We start from the raw sequence: 21,608 nt of genomic DNA, 5'->3' as shown, positions 1-21,608 counted from the left end.
CTTACAGAATTTCTAATACGCTGTTAAGCAACGCTTAAAACAACAAAAAGCCATAATCCTTGATCCTAGTGTTTTTATGCTAAGAAAAGGATTCTTTTTGTATACAAAAGAAATGGAATCGGTTGGTGTTAGTAAAATGTACCTGTATTTTGTTGTAGGACATAGGTCGTATTATTGCATTAGAATGTAATGTGACATATGAACTAAACCTGTTTGTTTTAAATTGCGAACTATTTTGGAAAAATTCAAACTGTTAAATAGATTTGTTGGAAAGTAAACTTAAAATACTAGATTAGGCATCTAGGGTGGTGAGGTAATGTATGCGAAGAGATTTAATATTGCAATATTTGTATCAAAAAGGAAAATCACTAACTTCACAGGAACTCGAATCAGAATTCGCCATTTCAAATCGTACACTGCGAAATGAATTAAAAGAATTAAACGCGATTGGAGAAAAGTCAGGTTTTGTGATTCAGAAAAAACGTGGTGAGGGCTATTTACTTCATATAGAAAACCAAGAGTTGGTTCAAACGTATATGAACGAAATAGACGGGGCATTAGCACCAGATTTACCTCGTGTCCGAGTGAATAATATTATTATGCTTTTGCTTCAAACGACTGAGTTTCAAACGATTGATATGTTTGCTGATAGTTTAATGATTAGCAGATCAACAGTTTTTACCGACATGATTGAAGTTGAAAAGCAAGTAAGGATTTTTGATTTAAAAGTAGAAACGAAATCACGCTATGGAGTTCGGTTACTTGGTGATGAAACGAATTTTAGAAGAGCGTTTTCCTACTTCTTAAGTCAAAAAGAAACAGGACTGTTAAAGAAGTCGAATTATCAAACTTTTGAGAAAGCTTTTCCTTTTGAGGAAATTCGAGCTGTTTTGAGTGAAGAAGTACAGAATAATCAACTGAAATTAAGTTATTTTGCACTTGAGAATATTTTAGTGCACATCCAAGTACTCTCGTTTCGAGTAACTCAACACAACTTTATCTTGCCTAATCAAGAAAAAAAGTTAGATGTTTCTCTAATCAAACCATCGTTTATGAATATAGCGAAGAGAATTTGTGAAATTCTTTCTGAACTATATCATGTCGTATTACCAGAGAGTGAAATTATCTATTTAGCTGCTCATATAAGTGGTAAATCGAGTGTAGATGATATTGAGGAACATGAAAAAAATGACTTAAAGCAAAAACTAAAGAATTGTTTAGAAAGATTAGATCAAACATTCTTAACTCAGTTTTCAGGTGATCAGCAGCTTTTAAATACGATGATCATGCATATGTATCCACTGTTAAGAAGATTATATTTCAATTTAAAGCTTACGAATCCATTGATTGATGATGTATATAGTAGGTATTCAGATGTGTTTATGATTGCTTTAAACTTTTCTGAAATGATAAAGGAAATTTGGGGATTCGAACTTTCTAGTGACGAAATGGGTTACATCACAATGCATTTAGCAGCTCATGTAGAAAGGGAGAAGCAAAAACAATTAAGTTCCTTCAAAAAGATTCTACTATCTTACGGATTAGGTGCAGGATCGGCCGATTTAATGAAAATGAAACTTGAGACACTTTTCCAAGGGGCAATAATTGACGTTGTTTTGTATAGCGAGCTTCAATTATTAAATTTAGAAGATTATGACTTATTAGTTTCATCTACTTCGATTCCCTTTGACAATATTTCGATTCCGTATATTCAAGTAGCACCAATACTAACTGAAACGGATGTTCAAAGAATTCGACGTACCCTTACTAGATACCCGGCTAATAAAGTTAAAGAAGATGTACCAACACTTTTATCTTTATTTCATACAGAGTTGTTTTATATAGAAGAAAGCAAAGAGTCGTTTGACTACAAAGCCTTCATTAAAGAAAAGGCAAAAAGCGTTGTTGAACTAGGATTTGCAGCACCTAATTATCCCGCTTTAGTTGTCGACCGTGAAGAAAAAATATCGACGATACTGCAATATGGAATTGCTGCGCCACATGCATTAAAAATGGTTGCGATTCAGGATTCAATCAGTGTGGTTATCTTTAAAAATCCACCAACGATTGATGGAAAAGTCGTACAAATCCTATTTTTAATTAATCTTCGTGCTGGAGACTTGTTTTTACACAAGGAGTTAAGTCGATTATTTTTACATTTAATGGATCATCCCGAGACCAAACAAAAAGTTTTGAAATCAAATAATTTCAATGATTTTCAATATGAAATTTCTAAAATCTTGTTTCAATATGGTTCGTAACGATTTAGCGATCATTCTATCAAGCATTACTAGGGTGATCGCTAATCGAAACGGATCAGCTTCATGTTATCATTTGTCCTTTTTAGATAATCTTGAAAACGGTTACTTTTAAAAAAAGGGTTCTTCGATTAGAAAATTAATTAAAAAAATTATTTTGGAGGAAGATAAATGAAAAGAAATAAATGGTTTTTAGGTAGAGCACTTCCAGCTTCTGTACTAGCAGCAACAATGTTTGCAAGTCCTTTAAGTGGAGTTGTTGCAAAGGCTGCACCAACTGTTACAACACAATCTGTAGCGCCGATTTCAACTGGTACTAAGATTTTTATGAATACTACACAAATTACTCATGCAAAACCAAGTGGTTTAGATACAACAAAGCCAGTAAAATGGACAACTTCTGATCCATACGTTGCATATGTTGATACAATCGGTAACGCAAAAGGTGATTACAGCGGTAAAATTTTAGGTGTATCTGGCGGTTCTGCAATCATCACAGGTACTGGAGTAGATTTAAGTGGTAATGCGGCTACTGTGAGTACTACAGTCTCTGTAATTGAAACGCAGGCATCTACTAATCTAGAAAAGCTAGTTTACTATTACAATGCTGGCGATGCGAGAATTCCTGCTACTCTTTCTTCAACTAATTGGCAAACAACACATATTCCAACTGCTCCATCTGGAACTAAGTTTCCATCTAAAAACTATGTTGGCTTTGTTAGTGGAGAAAATGGCGTAAAATGGTTAGTTTCAAAGGATACGTTAATTAAGTCAAATGGTAATGTTAACTTTGGTGATGAAAAAGATCATCCAGTAACTACTGGGATCGTATCAGATGCAATTACATTATATGATCCAAACTTAGCTCCGGCTGATCAAATTCAATATTTACAAGGTGGAAGATATGTTCCTCAAACTGGTGAAAATTCAGGCTCAGGAGTAGATAAAAACGGAAACCCAACTCAATTTAATGCCAAAGAAGTTATTACAAACATTATGCCTGATGGTAATAATGGACTTTGGATTTTAGGTGAAAAAGGAAACGCTACTCATATTGTAAGAAAGCAAATGTCTCTAATGGGCAAATCATTAGTTCAAGAAGAAATTTCTAGAAACTACGCAGATCGATTTGGATTCCAATCTGGTTCTATGAGTTTTGCTGATAAAGACAATATGATTAAAGCTCTAATGACAGCAAATAAAGATGCTATAAGCTCAATTTCTGATACGGATAATGATGGATTATGGACTACAATGTACGCTTCAGGTGAAATTTGGAGATACAACTACATGAAAGAGAACTTTGGTGAAAAAGATGCTAGAACAATAGATGCTAAAGCTTCTGCTATTCGTGCTGTTGAAGCCATCGTAACGCTTGGTTATGTATCTGGAATGCAGTTAAAAGTACCTTCAAAAGACAATGTTAACGATGTTGTTTATATTGTTAACTCACTTGGTGGAAACGCAAAGACGATTGACGAAGGTAAGAAATGGCTTGCAGACAACGAAGGTAAACCAGTATTCGTTGATAATGGTGGAAAGTATACATTAACTGACACAGGAAAACCTGCTTCTGCTGGCTTCTTTGCTAGATCATACAAAGTAGAGGGAAGCAACAATGGTTCTACGACTGCAGAGAGCAAATCATGGGATCAAGCTTGGCTTCAAAAGGATGCAGGAAAAACTACTGATTTAAATGGGAAAGAGGTTAAATATTCTGTTCCAGGTAAAATCAGTGGAGGAACTGCTGGAATCAAAGCATATGACACTGTCGCAGTTCCACAACGTTTAACGAATATTGTAAATGAGCAAAATCCTAATTTAGATGATGCAACAAAAGCTTTAGACTCAAACAAAGTCTATTACAAAGCGACAACATCTACAGACGAATTAGTAGGTCATTACTTTACATTAGACCTAGCTTATAACACGTTTAAAGATAGTGATCCTGAATTAGCAGCTCTAGTGAAAAATGATTTAATTAATCATACAAATGCAATGGTTTTAAACAACTATTATCAAGTAAGTGTTACTGGAGAGAACCCAATTGAATCTCGTTTCAATGGAACAGCTCCTGGAAATGGATTAAATGCTCCTTCAGCTCCAACTAAATGGGCTAATTTAAATCCAGAATTCCTTGACGGTGTTTCTAATGCTTGGGATCGAAATGACTACGAAGATGGTCCATTAAATGCAACATTGGCATTACAAATGCTAGTAGCTGCAAGAGATATGGGCGGTTATACGCCAGCAGAAAAGGCTGCACTTGATGCACAAGGAGTTGCAGTAATTTCTCCACTTGATTTTGCAAACGAATACAAAGTAATGAATGGTGTAAAAGCGTCTACAACAGCTTCAGAGCACAATGATTATGAAACAAGATATCCAAAGTCTTATAACTCAACTTCATTACTTGATATGTCATTACAGTACCACTCTAGATACTTTGGTATCTCTGCTCATAACGGTGACGATATTGGTGTAAGTGGTGTATCTTACGAATCATACATGAACTATTCTGATGAAGAAGAAGCTGCACTAGCATATTACACATTATCTCACCATGCAGAGAAAATGAATGCTAAAGGGATCTTAGATGGTATGAACCAATGGTGGTTTAATGAAAAGAGAGAGAAAAATCCATTTATGTCAACTTTCTACGCAGCTTCTCTAGGTGCAATGAAAGAAAAAGGATTTAGTATCGGAAGTTCAACGGTTGACCTTGAAGGTTCAACATGGCAAATGACACGTATACCAAATAACTTCATGAACTGGGATTCTCTTTCTGCAAACAGAAATGACGTAACGCACGTGACACCTGATTTAATGGTTGATCAATTAATTCCACGTGATGAAGTGATGATGTCTAAATACAATACAAATATTTTCGGAACAATGGACCGAAGAACAATTGATTCTGGAAGCAGCTTATCAATGGAATCTTCAACTGTAACATCTATGCCTTATTGGTTAACTCAAAACCCTGAGGATGCTGCATATGTAGAAGATTTAGGATCAAAAGTTACTGCACCAGTAAATAATGGTACAGAAAGCATTGCTTATCCAACGAATGTAGCAGCTATGAATCCGAATGCTAAATATAACGAAGACACACACACATTTACGATTAATGTTGGTGACTCTGTTAAATTGGATGCTAAAACAACAGGATACACAAAAAATGTAGCTTGGTTAACGAATTCTTGGGATTTAGCTGGATATAGCAATGGACTACCAACGCAAATCAATGCTGATTCAAATGTATCTCAAGTTCTAGATTTAAGAACTTTAGCAGCTTACGGTGAAGTTGGTAATGTTAGTGCAGCAGGTATTAGTGAAGATGGTGTGCACTATGGTTCATACGCAACTGCTTTAAGACCAGGAACAAGTACAGTTACGGGTTATGTGATCGACGGATTCTTTAGAGCTCCGAAAAAAATCACTTACACAATCAAAGTTGTTGATCCGATGAAATCAGCTGAAAAAATTGCTCCTACTGAGCTTGACAAGAACTCATTTGCATACCCAACTTGGTTAAAAGATGCAATGGCTGAAAAAGGATTAAATACAGATGGAAACAAATATGTAGATGTTAGTTACGAATCATCTTCGCCAGACGATGTTGCTGTTGATGCGGATGGAAAAGTAACGTTCAAAACTGATAAACCAGCTAACATCACTGCAACGGTTGTATACTCTGGAATGACATTGAACGGAGAAGCACAATTTGCAAATGATAGCCACGTGATGACTTTTGTACGCACAGTATCTAAGGATGCAAAACAAACAGTTTCATTTAATTCACAAGGTGGATCTGCAGTAGCTCCAATAACTGCAACTTACAATCAAGCGATTACAGCTCCAACACCAACAAAAACAGGTTATACATTCCTTGGTTGGTATAAAGATGCTTCATGTACTCAAGCATGGAACTTTGCAACTGATAGAGTAACAGCATCTACTACTCTTTACGCTAAGTGGGGTATTGGTAAATACACAGTTACATTTAACAGTAAAGGTGGATCTAACGTAGCTACTATTACAGGAAACTATGATTCTATCATTGCGAAACCAGCTAACCCAACGAAAAAAGGATTTGTTTTTGCTGGATGGTACAAAGATGCAGGACTTAAAACTGCTTGGAACTTTACTACTGATAAAGTAAAACAAAATACAACACTTTACGCAAAATGGGATGTTGCTAAAGCAGCAGGGCTAAAAGCAACAAAAGCAAGTACTACTTCAATTAAACTGAATTGGACTGGAGTAAGTGGTGTTTCTGGTTATGAAATCGTTCGTGCTACAAAAAGCGATTTCTCTGATCAAACAACAAAAACAACTACAACTGGAACATATACTTCAACAGGATTAGTTAAAGGTAAAACGTACTACTTTAAAGTTCGTGCCTTCACTCTTGATGGAAAAGTTAAAGTTTACGGTAGTTACACAACTGTTATTAAATTCACACTTTAAATCTTAATTACTAAATGAAATAAAAACTAAAAGGATCTTGGTATATGGGGAAATTCTTGATTTGCCAAGATCCTTTACCCTTAAAAGAGGTGAAAACGAAATGAATACTAAATTTTTTGAGAGAAAATTCTTACCGATTGCTTCGAAAATAGGTAATCAAAGACACTTACTTGCCTTACGTGACGGTATTATGTTTGCTATGCCACTAATGATCATAGGTTCATTTTTCATTATCGTAGCTTGGTTAGAAGCAGATTGGTATCAAAACTTCATGTCAAAAGTATTTGGCGAAAATTGGAATGCTTTTGGAGATATTGTTTATAACGGTTCAATGGGGATTATCGCATTAGTTGCAGTATTTGGCGTAGCGTATTCCTTAGCAAGTAGTTATAAGGTCGACAAAAAGAATATTGATGGAGTTCCAGCTGGCGTATTAGCATTAGCAAGTTATTTAATTGTTAACATTATGAGCACTTTCAAAGATGGTAAAGAAAGCGTATCGGCTTGGTCACCTGATCTATTTGGTGCACAATACCTGTTTGTTGGTTTAATCGTCGCTATTGTTACTGCTGAAATTTATCGTTACTTCTTACAAAAAAAGATTATCATCACGTTACCAGATACAGTACCGCCAACAGTTTCTCGTTCATTTACGGCTCTTATTCCTGGTTTTGTGATTATCCTTTTCTTCTTACTAGTTCGATACGGATTTAGTCATACTGGTTGGGGAGATTTTGCAACGTTTGTTCATAAGGTTGTAACACAACCATTTACGATTTTAGGATCAACTTATATTGGTACGCTTGTAGCGTGTTTAATGGAACATCTTTTATGGAGCTTTGGTATCCACGGTTCTTCGATTATCACGTCTGTAATGGAACCAATTTGGCTTACAAATGCTGATGCAAACTTAACAGCAGTTAAAGCAGGTAAAGAGTTACCACATATCATTACGTATACATTCTATGAGAATGGTATCTGGATGGGTGGATCTGGAGCTACTTTACCAGTTGCGATCTATATGACGTTTTTAGCAAAGTCAAAACTTCTTAAGAAGGTAGGACGTCTAGCGATTGGGCCATCTATATTTAACGTAAATGAGCCAATTATGTTTGGTGTTCCGATTGTTTTAAACCCATTTTTAATGATTCCTTATATTCTAGCGCCAGTAGCAGTATTAACAGTAACGTACTTTGGTACGGCAATGGGAATTTTCCCACATACGACTGGTACGATCATCCCATGGACAACCCCTTATTTCATAAGTGGTTATCTAATGACGGGTGGTAAGATTATGGGGGTAGTCATGCAATTAGTAGCTTTTGCTGTGGCTTCAATCATTTGGTTCCCATTCATTCGAATGTGGGATAAGAAAAATTTAGAACTGGAGAAAGCTAGTAAATAATTCTCCGAAGCAAATAGATGGATAATTGATTAGAAGAAGGGACTACAACTTATGGAAAATCGACAAAAAATTATTACTTCGTTTCGATTAAAAAGAATCGGTGCCTTTGCCATTGATGCAATAATTGTTTCAATCATCTTGTCAATTGTGTATCGAATCACGGGACTTCCAAACTTTCCGGGGGTCTTGGCAAATATGATTGAGCTTCAGAAGTCAGCTGCTAATCAAGAGGCAGCTGTAAAGGTAATGGCTCTTTTTAATGAAGCATTTCTACAGTCGCTTATAATCTATTTTTGTTATGACGTTTTAACAACTCTATTATTGAGAGGATCAACAATTGGAAAGATGATTTTTCGATTGAAGGTAACTCGTATTAATAACAAAAAGGGAATGCTACCTTATATATTACTAGTGATTGTTAGAAGTTTCTTTAAATTTATGACGATGTTTATTTTTCAAGGTCTCCCGTTCTTCTTATCTGTTATTAGCATGTTTGCTAATCAAAAATCATTAGCTGTACATGATCGAATCGGTCGATTTGTGGTTATTAATAAGAACGAAGCATAAAAAACTTACTAAAGAAAGAGGAAATCATAATGAATATCTTACTTTGCTGCGCTGCAGGTATGTCAACAAGTCTAATCGTTTCTAAAATGGAAAAAGTTGCTGAATCAAAAGGGATTTCAGCACGTATATGGGCAGTTTCTGAATCAGTTGTTCGTTCAGAAATCGAAGAAGCTGATGTATTATTGCTAGGTCCACAAGTACGTTTTCTTTTAGAAGAAATGGAAGAAATCTGTGAAGAGAAAAACATTCCAGTTGAAGTAATTAATATGATGAATTATGGCATGTGCGATGGTGAAGCTATTTTAGAGCAAGCTATCAATTTAATTGAAAATAAGTAATAACTTTTGAGAAGTGACTTTTCTGATCTTTGCTCAAGAAAAATACGATGAATACCTTAAAGGTTTATAACTTTGAAATTTAATAAACGTAGGGTTAAGACGATAAAAAAATTTTATTAATAAAGAGAGGAGGTCAGTTTTTATGGTAAAAAATGAAACGGAAATTTTCACACTGATTCTTCATGGTGGAAATGGTCGAAGTGCTGCAATGGAAGCGATTCAAGCAGCAAAAAAACAAGACTTTGAATTAGCTCGTAAGAAATTAAAAGAATCAGGTGATGCTTTAAATGAGGCACACCATATTCAAACAACTCTTATTCAATCAGAGATAGGTGGCACTCCAACGGAGATATCACTATTAATGATTCATGCTCAAGATCACTTAATGAATGCGATGACTGTAAAAGACTTGGCAAAAGAGTTCGTTGATATGTATGAAAGGGGCCAAAAATAATGTCAAAGAAATTTAAAATCGTGACAATAGGTGGAGGCTCAAGTTATACGCCAGAATTGGTTGAAGGAATTATTAAGCGCTATGAACAAATCCCAGTAACTGAGCTGTGGCTTGTTGATGTCGAAGCTGGACGCGAAAAATTAGAAATAGTTGGTGCACTAGCAAAGCGCATGGTCAAAAAAGCTGGAGTACCAATGGAGATTCATCTATCGTATGATCGTCGTGAGGCTTTAAAAGATGCTGATTTTGTTACAACACAGCTTCGTGTTGGACAACTAGCTGCACGCGCACTTGATGAAAGAATTCCACTTAAACATGGGGTAATCGGTCAAGAAACAAACGGTGCAGGTGGATTGTTTAAAGCCCTACGTACAATTCCTGTTATTTTGGATATTTGTAAAGAAGTCGAAGAGCTATGTCCAAATGCTTGGATCCTTAACTTTACAAACCCAGCCGGAATGGTAACAGAAGCAGCATTAAGATATTCAAATATTAAGAGATTCATTGGTCTTTGTAATATACCGATCGGAATGGAAATGGGTGTTGCAAAACTATTAAATGTAGATCATTCACGTGTACGGATCGATTTTGCAGGTCTAAATCATATGGTATATGGCACAGAGGTTTATTTAGATGGAGTTAGTGTAAAAGAGCAAGTACTTGAAATGATTATGGATCCTGCTAATGCTAGCTTTGTAAAAAATATAGATGCTGAAGAATGGGCACCTGAATTCCTAAAAGCGGTCAATGTCATTCCTTGTTCATATCACCATTACTATTACAAAACGTCTGAAATGCTTGAAAGAGCATTAAAAGATTTTGAATCGAATGAAACACGTGCAGAAGTCGTGCAAAAAATTGAAGCATCTCTTTTTGAAAAATATAAAGATGAATCGCTAGATGTAAAACCACCTGAGTTAGAAAAACGTGGTGGAGCTTACTATTCTGATGCGGCTTGTCGATTAATTTCATCAATTTATAATGATACAAGAGATATCCAACCATTAAATACGATGAACAAGGGAGCTATTTCAGGCTTACCATATGACGGTGCAGTAGAAGTTAGCTGTGTCATCACAAAAGATGGGCCAATTCCACTGACGATTGGGGAATTACCAGTTCCAGTTCGAGGATTAATTCAAACGATTAAATCTTTCGAACAGACAGCAATCGAGGCTGCTGTAGAAGGAAATCGCGAAAAAGCAATTCTTGCATTGACGATTAATCCGCTTGTAGCAAACGATAAAGTAGCTGTAGCAATCGTTGATGAAATGCTAGAAGCACATAAAGAATATTTACCGAGGTTTTTTAAATAAAACAAATGTTTAAGACAGCGACCTGATGTGGGTTGCTGTCTTTTTTAATTTTTGACTTTTTTAAAGCTATTCGTTAACCATGGGCCTTCTTAATGCTTATTTTATTTGGGATTTCAAACACCTAAATTTACTACAGAAGTCTTACAGAATTTTTTCTGTTATTAAAAAAGTCTATGAATATTTATCTATGTACATAAAAAACCCAGAACTTTATGCCTATAAAAAACATACTTAAAACGCTAATATAATACAAAATTTTACAAATTTTTATTAAAAACGCAATGAAAATTTAAAAATTTTAAAAATATTAGGAATTTTATGGAGGAATTTTGACTCAAAAAAAGAATTATTTAATTTATCTATTATTCCTTAAAAACTTAATTGAAAAATTATTAAGAAAGTACAGGCATTAATAGGTTTAATAATTTAATAACAATGAAAGGAGATATTGGGGGGATTATCTGGAAAAAAACGGGGGTAATTAGACATGTTTTTGATTGAGAAGTTTTTTCATTGACTGTGTCGATATTCCTCGAATTGCCGTATTAAAAAACAGGGGAAGTTTTTTAAGAAAGTTTATACTAATCCATTTTATTTTTTACTTGAAATTTTCATGAGAGGAACTAAAGAAATGAATAACAAGAAAAACCGTAAAATAACTACATATGCATTAGCATCTGCTCTTGCTCTTTCTAATTTAGCATTTGTTTCACCAACTTCAGCTGAATCTTACCGACCAGGTGATTTAGCATCCAAGTTGGAACAAATTAAACAATCACAGGAAACAAAAGAACTACAAAATAAAAACCAAGTATCTGATGCGAAAGCAAATTTAAAAGCGTCAGATAAAGTTCGCGTGATCGTTGAAGTGGACGGACAGTCACCAGTTGAATACGCAACAAAACAAGGGAAGTTGTTTAAGGACTTATCTGAAAGTCAAAAGGCTAGCCTTTATGCAAAAGTAGATAGCCAACAAAGTTCGGTAAAATCAAAGTTACAATCAAAAGGAATCAACATTAATTATAAAAAACAATTTTCAACTGCATTTAACGGTTTCAGTGGTGTAGTTGCATTTGGTGATGTAGAAAAAATTGAAGCTACTTCAGGTGTAAAAAATGTTTTTTTAGCGAATGAATATAACCGTCCTACAGCTGAACCATCTACGCCAGATATGACGAAGAGTCATCAATTTATCCAGTCTAAAGAAACTTGGAAAGATACTGGTTACGATGGTAAAGGCATGGTTATCTCCATTATCGATACAGGAATTGACCCTACACACCGTGACTTTAAATTAACTGATCCTTCAAAAGAGGACTTAACAAAAGATTCAGTAGCTCAAATTGTAAAGGATAAAGCTTTACCAGGTAAATTCTATACTGACAAGGTTCCTTATGGTTACAACTATTATGACCAAAACGATATCGTAACAGACCTTGGACCAGGTGCTTCTATGCACGGTATGCACGTAGCAGGAATTACGGCTGCAAATGGTGACGAAGCAAACGGTGGGATTAAAGGGGTTGCACCGGAAGCGCAAGTTCTTGCGATGAAAGTATTTAGTAATGACCCAAGCTACCCATCTACATGGTCTGATATTTATCTTGCAGCAATCGATGATTCTATTAAACTAGGTGCTGATGTATTAAACATGAGCCTTGGAGATGTAGCATCTTCTTATGAACCGAATAGTGCAGAAGATCTTGCAATTACTCGTGCAGTTGACAATGGTATTGTGTGTGCTGTTTCTTCAGGTAACTCGAATCACATTGGTGATGGATGGGGGGATCCTCTATCACAAAACCCTGATATTGGTGTAACAGGTGCGCCTGGTCTTAATAAAGATACAATTTCAGTAGCTGCTTCTGGAAATGAAGCTTATCTTTATGAACATGCGATCACTGTTGATGGAAATAATAGTTTAAGTGTCTTAGGTAAAGGTATTGATAGTTGGAAAGATCTATCAGATAAATTTAGTGGAAATATTCCAGTTGTGAACCTTGGTAAAAACGCCGCTGATGGAAGTTACAAATTAGGTGGACCGGATGATTATAAAGGTGTAGATGTAAAAGGTAAAATCGTATTAGTAGCACGTGGAACATATACTTTTGCTGATAAGACGAAGTATGCTGCTCAAGCAGGTGCTGCTGGGATTATCGTATGGAATGCAAATAATGGGGCTCAGTTCGATAACCAAGGCGGATGGGATGTCCCAATGATGCTTGTTAACTCAAAAGCAGATGGTCAAGCGTTAGCGAATTCGATAAATGGTTCAGGAACAATACACGTTGCTCAAACTGCGAAAAATGAAAGTCCTGAAATGGGTCGCATGACAAGCTTTACTTCATGGGGAGTTACACCTAGCCTTGAGCTAAAGCCTGAAATCACTGCTCCTGGTGGAAATATCTATTCAACAGTTAATAATAACCAATATGAAGTGATGAGCGGTACTTCAATGGCAGCTCCACACGTTGCTGGTGGTTCTGCATTAGTACAAGAGTACTTGAAAAATGATAAACGTTTCAGTTCTTTAAACTTAAGTCAACGTACTCACTTAGCTAAAGTATTATTAATGAATACTGCGAAAGTTATTAATGACTTAGATGGTCATCCATTCTCACCACGCCGTCAAGGTGCAGGTATGATGCAAATTGAAAATGCTGTTACAACACCAGTTTACTTTTATAGTAAGGCAACAGGTGAAGCGAAATACGAATTGAAGGATTTCCAATCTAAGCAAGTATCAATGACTTTCACAGCTAAAAATATTTCTGATAAAGATGCTGAATATAAAGTTGACACAAATGCGTTAACAGATGAATTCTATCAAACTGATGATGTTGATCGTAATGCACTTCAAACAGGTGAATTAGATGGTGCAAAAATTGATGCTCCTGAAACGATTAAAGTTCCAGCGGGTCAATCTGTTGATTTCACTGTGAAAATTGATTTAACTGATGCAAAAATTCCTGGATTCGATAAAGATGGTAAAGAAATTCTAGCAAATCTTCATGACAACATTTTCGTTGAAGGTTCTGTAAATCTTATCGGTACAAATGGTCATCCAAATTTAACGGCTCCATACGTAGGCTTCTACGGTAAATGGGACAGTTTACCGATCGTTGACGGATTCAAAGATCTTGGTGAAACTCGTTACTTTGATTTACAACCGTATTTTAAAAAGTATAATAAAATCGCACATGACATGACAACTGATGGCGATAGTACATTCTGGGAAGCTGCTCCTGGAAAGGATGGAGAGAAGTATTACGCGTTTTCACCAAACGGCGATAACAGTGGCGATGATATCAATGCTCTTCCATCATTCTTAAGAAATGCATCAGAAGTACAATATAACATCCTTGACAAAGGCGGTAAATTCCTTCGCCGTTTAAGTGCTCAATCTAATGTTAGCAAAAATGCTTATGACGGTGGTAAAGGCACGCCGTTTGAGGATAGCGAGTCAACTATTTGGGATGGTAAAGTAAATGGTGAAGTTATGCCAGACGGTAAATACTATTACGAGATTAAATCCGTAATTGGCTACGATAATGCACAATGGCAATCTAAGAAGATTCCAGTTTATATTGATACTCATGCTCCAACTATTCAAGCAACTTATGATCCAGATAAGAAAGTTGTTGCTTGGGATGCTTCAGACGATGAAACTGGAGTTAAAGATTATTATATTTTCGTTAATGGTGAAAAGAAGGCTGTAGTTGATAATAATACATCCGCATATGATTTATCAGCATACCCAGATAAATCATATGTAGAAGTAGTTGCTGAAGACTATGCAGGTAACTTAGCAGTAGACACTGCAGCAAAAGGAGACGTAGATCTTCCATTAGTCTATATCACAGATGGTCAAAAAGATAAAACTGGAGCTTATATTCCGAACTCACCGGAGCCATGGGGAGCTTATAGTGACAAGAATATCCCAGTAAAAGGGTTCGTAACAGATGATACTCGTATTAAAACGATTAAGGTTAATGGAAAAGAAGTTCCAGTTGATTATGATGCAAAAACTGGACACTACAATTATTCAACAACTGTAACGTTTGACCAAGATGGTCCTTACACTGTACAAGTTGAAGCAACAGACTATGCTAATAAGAAATTCTCAATTGCTCGACATATCTATGTTGATACTCACGCAGCGGGAATAACTGTATTAGATGCTCCTACAAGAGTGGACAAAAATAAAGAGACAGCTTCATTTACTGTAAAATTAACAGATAACTATAGCTACTTAAACTTCTTCGTTGGTGAAAACCACGAATTTGAAGTTCCATTAATTAGCCCAGTGGATGTTGTAAAACCACTAAGCAAAAATTATAAAGTAACTGTACCATTAAAAGAAGGACAAAATAAAATTACGTTAAGAGCGACTGACCTTGCTGGTAATGAAACAGTGAAGGAAGTAGTAATTAATCGTGCAGATGCTCCGATTAAAACTGGTTGGGTAGTAGAAAATGGCAAAAAATACTACTACAATAGCAAAGGTGTTAAAGTAACTGGATGGGCTACAATCAGTGGTAAAAACTATTACTTCGACAAATCTGGCGTAATGAAAACTGGTTGGTTAACAATAAGTGGTAAGAAGTATTACTTAAACAGCGATGGATCAAGATTTAGTAATGGCTGGAAATCAATTAGCGGTAAATACTACTACTTTGATAAAAACGGTGTAGTAAAAACTGGATGGTTAACAGTAAGTGGTAAAAAGTATTACTTAAACAACGATGGATCAAGAGTTAGCAATGGTTGGAAATCAATTAGTGGTAAAAACTACTATTTCGATAAAAACGGTGTAGTAAAAACTGGTTGGTTAACAGTAAGTGGTAAGAAGTATTACTTAAATAGTGATGGATCAAGATTTAGCAATGGCTGGAAATCAATCAGTGGTAAATACTACTACTTCGATAAAAATGGTGTAGTAAAAACTGGATGGTTAACAGTAAGTGGTAAGAAGTACTACTTAAACAGCGATGGATCAAGATTTAACAATGGCTGGAAAAAAATCAGTGGTAAATACTATTACTTCAACAAATCTGGCGTAATGGCTGTTAATACTAAAGTAGGTAAATATAAAGTTGGAAAAGACGGAGCAAGAAAGTAAGTTTTGACCTTCTAAAAGCCTATTAGACATAGGAAACTGTGGGCATGTATTCGATACAAAATCGGATACATGCTTTTTTGTTTAGAATAAGGATAAAGGATAACTAACGCAGAAAAGCCACAAAGAAAATCAATTTCCTTGTGACTTTTTAATGCTAATTTAGCTTATTTTAGTTTTGTTATTGTTATTTGCTGTATTTAGTGCACTTCTTTTCTTACCATATAATCCATAAACAACAAGTCCTATAGCCATCCAGACAATAAAACGAATAAATGTAATACCTGGAAGACTAGCAATTAAATAAGCAGAAAATCCAATCCCGATTAATGGAATAATTGGAACTAATGGTGTTTTAAATCCTCTTTTTAATTCAGGACGTTTTACACGTAATACAATGATAGAAGAACAAATTAAGATAAATGCTGTTAACGTTCCAATATTAACTAATTCTGCAACTTCGTTAATTGGTGTAACACCTGCTACAAATGCCGTAATTAAACCAATTAATAAAGTAGGACGATAAGGTGTTTTATATTTAGGATGTAATTTTGTAAACCATTTTGGTAATAGACCATCTCTACTCATTGAGAACCAAATACGTGATCCAGCAAGCATAAATGAGAACAATACTGATAGAATCCCTGTAATTGCAGCGGCAGAAATGATTAACGTAATCCACTTCATTCCAATATTACTAAAAGCTTTTGCTACAGGTGCAGCGTTATTAAGTGTTTCATACGGAGCCATACCAGTAATAATAAGTGACATTGCAACATACAAACATAAAGCGACAGCTAATGATATGATAACTGCAAGTGGTAAATCACGTTGCGGTCTTTTTGCTTCTTCAGCTGCTGTCGTTAATGTGTCATATCCGAATACAGCAAAGAATACTAGAGCCGCTCCACTCATAACGCCATGAAAACCAAAAGGCATGAATGGGTGCCAGTTAGCTGTATTAAGATGAAAACTTCCAACGCCAATAACTAAAAGAATAATACCTAATTTGATTATAACCATTAATGAATTAAATTTAGAACCCATTTCAGTTCCTAATGTAAGTAAGCCCGCAATCCCAAGACTAACTAAAACGGCGATTAAGTCAACTTTGTGACCTGCTCCAGTACCAGGCGCGCCTTGTGCCCATACAGGAATGTGAACTCCCATTTGTGTTAAAAACTCTTGCATGTAGCCAGACCATCCAATGGCTACTACTGCAACAACTAAGGCATACTCGAGTAACAAATCCCACCCGATTAACCAAGCTGTACCTTCTCCTAAAACAGCATAGCTATAAGTATAAGCACTTCCGGCTACCGGTATTAATCCAGCAAACTCTGCATAACACAAAGCTGCTGCTGCGCTAGCTAAACCAGCAATAATAAACGATAAGAGAACTGCCGGACCAGCGTGTTCAGCCGCTGCTACACCGGTTAATACAAAAATACCTACACCTATGATACCGCCTAAACCAATAGCAGTCAGTTGCCATAAACCTAGAACGCGGTTAAGTCCGGTATTTTTAGCCCCATCCTGTTGAAGCTGTTCAATCGACTTTTTCCTGAAAAAAGCATTCATCCAAAGACTCCCCCTTTTTGTGAATAATCTGTATTTTTAGTAAATAAATACACACTGCTTAAAAGAGTGCGCAATAACTAATCAATTTGCAACGGGAGATTTATATTGAATTCCCAAAATTGAAGGAGGAAGACTGATAATTCCTCATAAATTTCGTAAGCGTTTTCTAATGGGTATAAGAAATAATTTTAGTAGATTTGAATATTGGAAGAATTATCCTTTCCTACAAAGATATTTTTTGTATTGTAACATAGTTCAATAATACTACGCAATAATAGTATGAATGTTTTAAATATTATATTTTAATCTAATAGAGTATAAATTTTAACTAAATTAATGAAAGTATGTGCGAAAATTCATAGATGTATCAAGGGGTTCTGTGACTTTTTTAGTAGACTCTACTTATTCGTTCTTTCTGATGAAAATTAAAACATAAACGATAAAATTATTTTTTTAGAATTAAAATTAGAATATTCTGAAATAATATAAATCTGCCGAAATTAACCTAATACCCAACTCAAATAGACAAATAAAAAACATATTAAAAAAAACATAGCAAATATTTATGATTTTCTAAAAAATCTCCTTGAAACGCTTTTTAAAACAATAGACAATAGATATAGGAGAAGTCGTATTAAGTTTTTGGCAAGATAAGGAAGGGGCAAGAGTTTTATGGAAACGGCGAAAAGAATTGACGAAGAAAAAGAACAACCAAAAGTAATAACGCCACGCCAGAAAAAATTTATTTTAATGGGGATCATTGTTCTTTTATTCGTTTCTGTGGTTCTTAGCGTAGCGGTGATCGAAGTTAAAAAAAGTAAATCTAAAACATTACAGTTTATCAGTCCAACGGTAAAAAGTTTTACGAAAACTGAAACTGTGTCAGGTCGTGTAGTACAAAGTCATACTGAAACAATTTACGTAAATCCAACTAAAGGTTCTATAAATGAGATTTTTGTTAAAGAAGGAGACATTGTCACTAAAGGGCAAAAACTTTTTTCTTATGAAGATACAACTATAGCAGCTGAACTAGGACAAGCAGAAGCAAATAAGAAGCTAGCAGAAACGACTGTTACGCAGAAAAACGACCAAATTGCATCATTAGAGAAAGACATTCAAAATGCTATTTCAGCGTCACAATCTAATACAACTGATGCAAATAATACAGATAAAAATGCAACGAATACAACAAACTCAACAAACTCAACAAATACACCAGAGATTCAATCGCTACAAGCTGAACTTAATACTGCAAAAGAAGAGCTTAATGCTGCACAGCTAAAAGTAGAACAAAATACACTTGAAGCGGAAAAGTTGAAAGCACAACAAGAATCATTAACTGTTAACAGTAATAATGATGGAGTAGTACTTAACTTGAACAAAAGTATCGGTCAAGGTTATAAAGCAACAGATAAACAGCAAATCTCAATTATGCAAATTGCTTCAAACGAACCATTTCAAATTGAAGGAAAGCTAACAGAAGAAGAGAAAGCAAAAGTTGAGCCTGGCCAAGCAATTAAAGTCAGTTCAAAGGTTGTTGCCGATAAGAGCTGGAAAGGAAGTATTTCAGAGGTAAGCAATTACCCAACGAACGATCCATCCACAAATCAAGATAAGAATGCCAAAAAAGAAGCTATACCACATTACACTTTTAGAGCAACGCTAGATTCACAAGAGAACCTATATCCTGGCTACGAAACAAATCTGGAAGTAATAGTACAATCAAAGGATTTGTTAGCAATACCTGCGACGAGCATTAAAGGATCAGGAAAATCAAAATATGTGTATGTACTTAAAAAAGGCACTATTTATAAGCAACATGTAAAAACAGGTCAAAAACAAGGGAAATATGTTGCTATTCTTAAAGGAGTAAAGGAAGGGGATAAAGTAGGAAAAAATCCTTCCTGGACTGTCCGCCCTGGAACTAAAATTGATTTAAATAAGTAATAGAATAGACGATTACTGTAGCGAATTCATTCTACTATAGTAATCGTCTATTAGTTTAGAAACAAAGGTAAAAAAGGCGTCTCAAAAAGTCAGATTAACTGACACGAGACGCCTTTTTTTAATGTGAAAAAGTATTAAGTCAAAGTAGTAGAGTATCTCAACAGAACTTTTCATTTGAGATGAGAAAATTGACCTTTTAAAAGAGATTAAGTAGAGTTTTTTTCGATTTAGTAAGAGTTAAAATCTATTTGCTAGTTTTCCATTTCAAGGTATCTACTATTGAACAATTTTAATGTCATAATACCCTAACTGGTATAGGTAATTATTAGTTTTAATTGCGGTTTTCATAGATTTAATTGCAGTTCATTGTTTTTTTACAACTCTTTTGTACTTAATGCGATTCGACGTTATAAAAAAGGGGCTATCCATTTTAAATGATACTTTAGGGATGCCTCTTCTTTTATAAAAGCGTTTTCAAAAATTAAATTGATTAAGCATTAATTTTTTGTGGAGGTAGGGGAACAGCACGTAGTTCGGTTGCTTCTTCTTTAATAGAAAATAAATAAGCAATCAAACCTAAGAGAGCCGTAATAATTAACATTATAATTGAAGTCGTGAAATTGCCTCCTGATGAATCACGTAACCAGCCCATAATATAGCTAGAAAATCCACCCATTAAGTTTGTAAATCCGATTAAGCCTGCTGCACGGCCTGCCGTCTCTTGTGTTGAATATTTTACTAAGAACATATTACTAAGATGGAAGACACCACCTTGACATCCCATAGCAAGTCCCATGCAAATCCCTGCTAATACTGGATTTGGAACAAGAACTGCCGTTGTTAAAAATATAGCAGTCAGTGAAAATAAAATTGATGCCATTAAGCTTGGGCGTCTTGTTTTATCGGCAAGAAAACCACACGCGAGAACAAATCCAAGTGCAAATAACCACGATAAAGAAGTAATGCTTGTCATACCTTCACGATCAAAACCTTTTGCCTCGATCAAGTATGTTGGCAGCCAAATGCTTATTCCAAAGAAAAGGAAAGAACAGACTAGCATACCAAACCATACAATCCAAAAACGATAATCTTGAATAAAATTTTTATTCCCATTGGAACTACTTACTTGATGTTCTATTGAATCTACTGGACGATGAATTAGATCCAACTCTTCTTTACTAACCCATGGGTGTTCATCAGGTGTATTCCTTGTAAGAAAAATAAACATAGGAATATTAATTAAAAAGTTAAATCCAGCGAGAAGAAAGAAAGCTGATTGCCAATGAAGTGATGAAATAACAAGTACTAATATGACTGCCCCAATTGCTGGTCCTAAATAGTTACCTGTAAGCCATGAAGCTTGAGCTCGCCCTAGCTCTCGTTTGTTGAACCAAGCAGAAATAAACTTCCCCGAAACAGGAATCATCATCCCTTCTCCAAATCCAAGAATAATTCGACTTATAATAAATGCTTCATATGTAGTAGAGAGACCAGATGAAAACATAGTAAGAGACCAAACAAATAATCCAGCTATAGCTGTTTTTCTCGCACCAAATTTATCAATAATGAATCCCCAAAATAGATTCGAAATTCCATATGCAATCGTAAAAACAAATGAAAGAAGACCAATTTTTGCATTTTTGTCAACACCAGTCATTCCGAGTGCCTTCAAAAACCCTGGATCTGTTTGTATAACAGAAATGCCAACTTTATCAATTTGACCAAAGAACCAAAAGAAAAATATTGGTAAAGCAATAAAAATCCATCTTTTTTGTCTATGTAGCATTAAAATTCTCTCTCCTTTTTAAATCAAGTAATTGCGTTTAAAATTTGGAAGGAAAAAGCAGAAACTACGTTTACCTAATAGATTTGAAGTTCAAATAATCTGTGTTGATACTTCAGGTTTTAATTTTGGCTCAACTTGAACGATCCACTCCTTTCAATATAAGAGTAAAAGTTTTAAATATAAAACACTGTTTCATATTTTGATAATGAAACTCTTTTAAAGATAAAATAATTAGAAAAGTTTGTCAATTGTGATTTTACTGAAATATTTTCCAGTTTTTATGTTTCAATAGCATAATCAATCATTTATCTATTCATTGAAAAATTAGAGTTATTGACAATAAATTCTGACAAATCTATAATTC

11 protein-coding genes are annotated in these 21,608 nt (G+C 35.0%); 9 read left to right on the top strand and 2 right to left on the bottom strand.

The window, feature by feature from the left end; all coding sequences use genetic code 11:
- The first annotated feature begins 320 nt into the window (after positions 1-320).
- The 8 genes from AN960_RS18660 (at position 321) to AN960_RS18625 (ending at position 15,933) form a co-directional block, all read left to right on the top strand.
- Positions 321-2,261, top strand: a complete 1,941-nt coding sequence (locus tag AN960_RS18660; RefSeq protein ID WP_056474675.1) for a BglG family transcription antiterminator — start codon at positions 321-323, stop codon at positions 2,259-2,261.
- A gap of 168 nt (positions 2,262-2,429) precedes the next feature.
- Positions 2,430-6,731, top strand: a complete 4,302-nt coding sequence (locus AN960_RS18655) for an InlB B-repeat-containing protein (RefSeq protein WP_056474673.1) — start codon at positions 2,430-2,432, stop codon at positions 6,729-6,731.
- 100 nt (positions 6,732-6,831) lie between these two features.
- On the top strand, positions 6,832-8,136 hold the full coding sequence (gene celB / locus AN960_RS18650) for a PTS cellobiose transporter subunit IIC (protein WP_056474669.1): 1,305 nt from the start codon (positions 6,832-6,834) through the stop codon (positions 8,134-8,136).
- 51 nt (positions 8,137-8,187) lie between these two features.
- Positions 8,188-8,703, top strand: a complete 516-nt coding sequence (locus AN960_RS18645) for an RDD family protein (protein ID WP_056474666.1) — start codon at positions 8,188-8,190, stop codon at positions 8,701-8,703.
- A gap of 29 nt (positions 8,704-8,732) precedes the next feature.
- Positions 8,733-9,041 (top strand): PTS sugar transporter subunit IIB, encoded by a 309-nt coding sequence (locus AN960_RS18640; protein WP_056474663.1) that lies wholly within the window; start codon positions 8,733-8,735, stop codon positions 9,039-9,041.
- A 142-nt stretch (positions 9,042-9,183) separates the two neighbouring features.
- Positions 9,184-9,495, top strand: a complete 312-nt coding sequence (locus tag AN960_RS18635) for a PTS lactose/cellobiose transporter subunit IIA (protein WP_056474662.1) — start codon at positions 9,184-9,186, stop codon at positions 9,493-9,495.
- A complete protein-coding gene (locus tag AN960_RS18630; RefSeq protein ID WP_056474659.1) occupies positions 9,495-10,811 on the top strand; it encodes a 6-phospho-beta-glucosidase in 1,317 nt (438 codons plus the stop codon). Before AN960_RS18635 ends, AN960_RS18630 begins: the two co-directional genes overlap by 1 nt.
- Before the next feature lie 631 nt (positions 10,812-11,442).
- Complete coding sequence (locus tag AN960_RS18625; protein WP_056474656.1) at positions 11,443-15,933, top strand: S8 family serine peptidase; 4,491 nt, start codon at positions 11,443-11,445, stop codon at positions 15,931-15,933.
- A 159-nt stretch (positions 15,934-16,092) separates the two neighbouring features.
- Here the strand turns inward: AN960_RS18625 and AN960_RS18620 are convergent, their stop codons facing one another.
- Positions 16,093-17,511: an amino acid permease gene (locus AN960_RS18620; protein WP_056474653.1), complete on the bottom strand. Its 1,419-nt coding sequence runs from the start codon at positions 17,509-17,511 to the stop codon at positions 16,093-16,095.
- A 672-nt stretch (positions 17,512-18,183) separates the two neighbouring features.
- Here AN960_RS18620 and AN960_RS18615 point away from each other — a divergent pair.
- A complete protein-coding gene (locus tag AN960_RS18615) occupies positions 18,184-19,458 on the top strand; it encodes an efflux RND transporter periplasmic adaptor subunit (protein ID WP_056474652.1) in 1,275 nt (424 codons plus the stop codon).
- A gap of 490 nt (positions 19,459-19,948) precedes the next feature.
- Here the strand turns inward: AN960_RS18615 and AN960_RS18610 are convergent, their stop codons facing one another.
- Positions 19,949-21,244 carry an MFS transporter gene (locus AN960_RS18610; protein WP_056474648.1) on the bottom strand — a complete coding sequence of 432 codons (1,296 nt, stop codon included), beginning with the start codon at positions 21,242-21,244 and terminating at the stop codon, positions 19,949-19,951.
- Positions 21,245-21,608 lie beyond the last annotated feature (364 nt).

This window comes from Bacillus sp. FJAT-25509 (genome assembly GCF_001420605.1).
Classification (GTDB): Bacteria; Bacillota; Bacilli; order Bacillales; family Bacillaceae_G; genus Gottfriedia.
The sequence above is the reverse complement of the archived record's forward strand: the minus strand, read 5'-3'. Positions and strand labels throughout refer to the sequence as shown.

Bases quoted from the DNA above. Each gene is read 5' to 3' on its own strand.
- AN960_RS18660 (WP_056474675.1), top strand. From the start codon at position 321: ATGCGAAGAGATTTAATATTGCAATATTTGTATCAAAAAGGAAAATCA.
- AN960_RS18655 (WP_056474673.1), top strand. From the start codon at position 2,430: ATGAAAAGAAATAAATGGTTTTTAGGTAGAGCACTTCCAGCTTCTGTA.
- celB (WP_056474669.1), top strand. From the start codon at position 6,832: ATGAATACTAAATTTTTTGAGAGAAAATTCTTACCGATTGCTTCGAAA.
- AN960_RS18645 (WP_056474666.1), top strand. From the start codon at position 8,188: ATGGAAAATCGACAAAAAATTATTACTTCGTTTCGATTAAAAAGAATC.
- AN960_RS18640 (WP_056474663.1), top strand. From the start codon at position 8,733: ATGAATATCTTACTTTGCTGCGCTGCAGGTATGTCAACAAGTCTAATC.
- AN960_RS18635 (WP_056474662.1), top strand. From the start codon at position 9,184: ATGGTAAAAAATGAAACGGAAATTTTCACACTGATTCTTCATGGTGGA.
- AN960_RS18630 (WP_056474659.1), top strand. From the start codon at position 9,495: ATGTCAAAGAAATTTAAAATCGTGACAATAGGTGGAGGCTCAAGTTAT.
- AN960_RS18625 (WP_056474656.1), top strand. From the start codon at position 11,443: ATGAATAACAAGAAAAACCGTAAAATAACTACATATGCATTAGCATCT.
- AN960_RS18620 (WP_056474653.1), bottom strand. From the start codon at position 17,511: ATGAATGCTTTTTTCAGGAAAAAGTCGATTGAACAGCTTCAACAGGAT.
- AN960_RS18615 (WP_056474652.1), top strand. From the start codon at position 18,184: ATGGAAACGGCGAAAAGAATTGACGAAGAAAAAGAACAACCAAAAGTA.
- AN960_RS18610 (WP_056474648.1), bottom strand. From the start codon at position 21,244: ATGCTACATAGACAAAAAAGATGGATTTTTATTGCTTTACCAATATTT.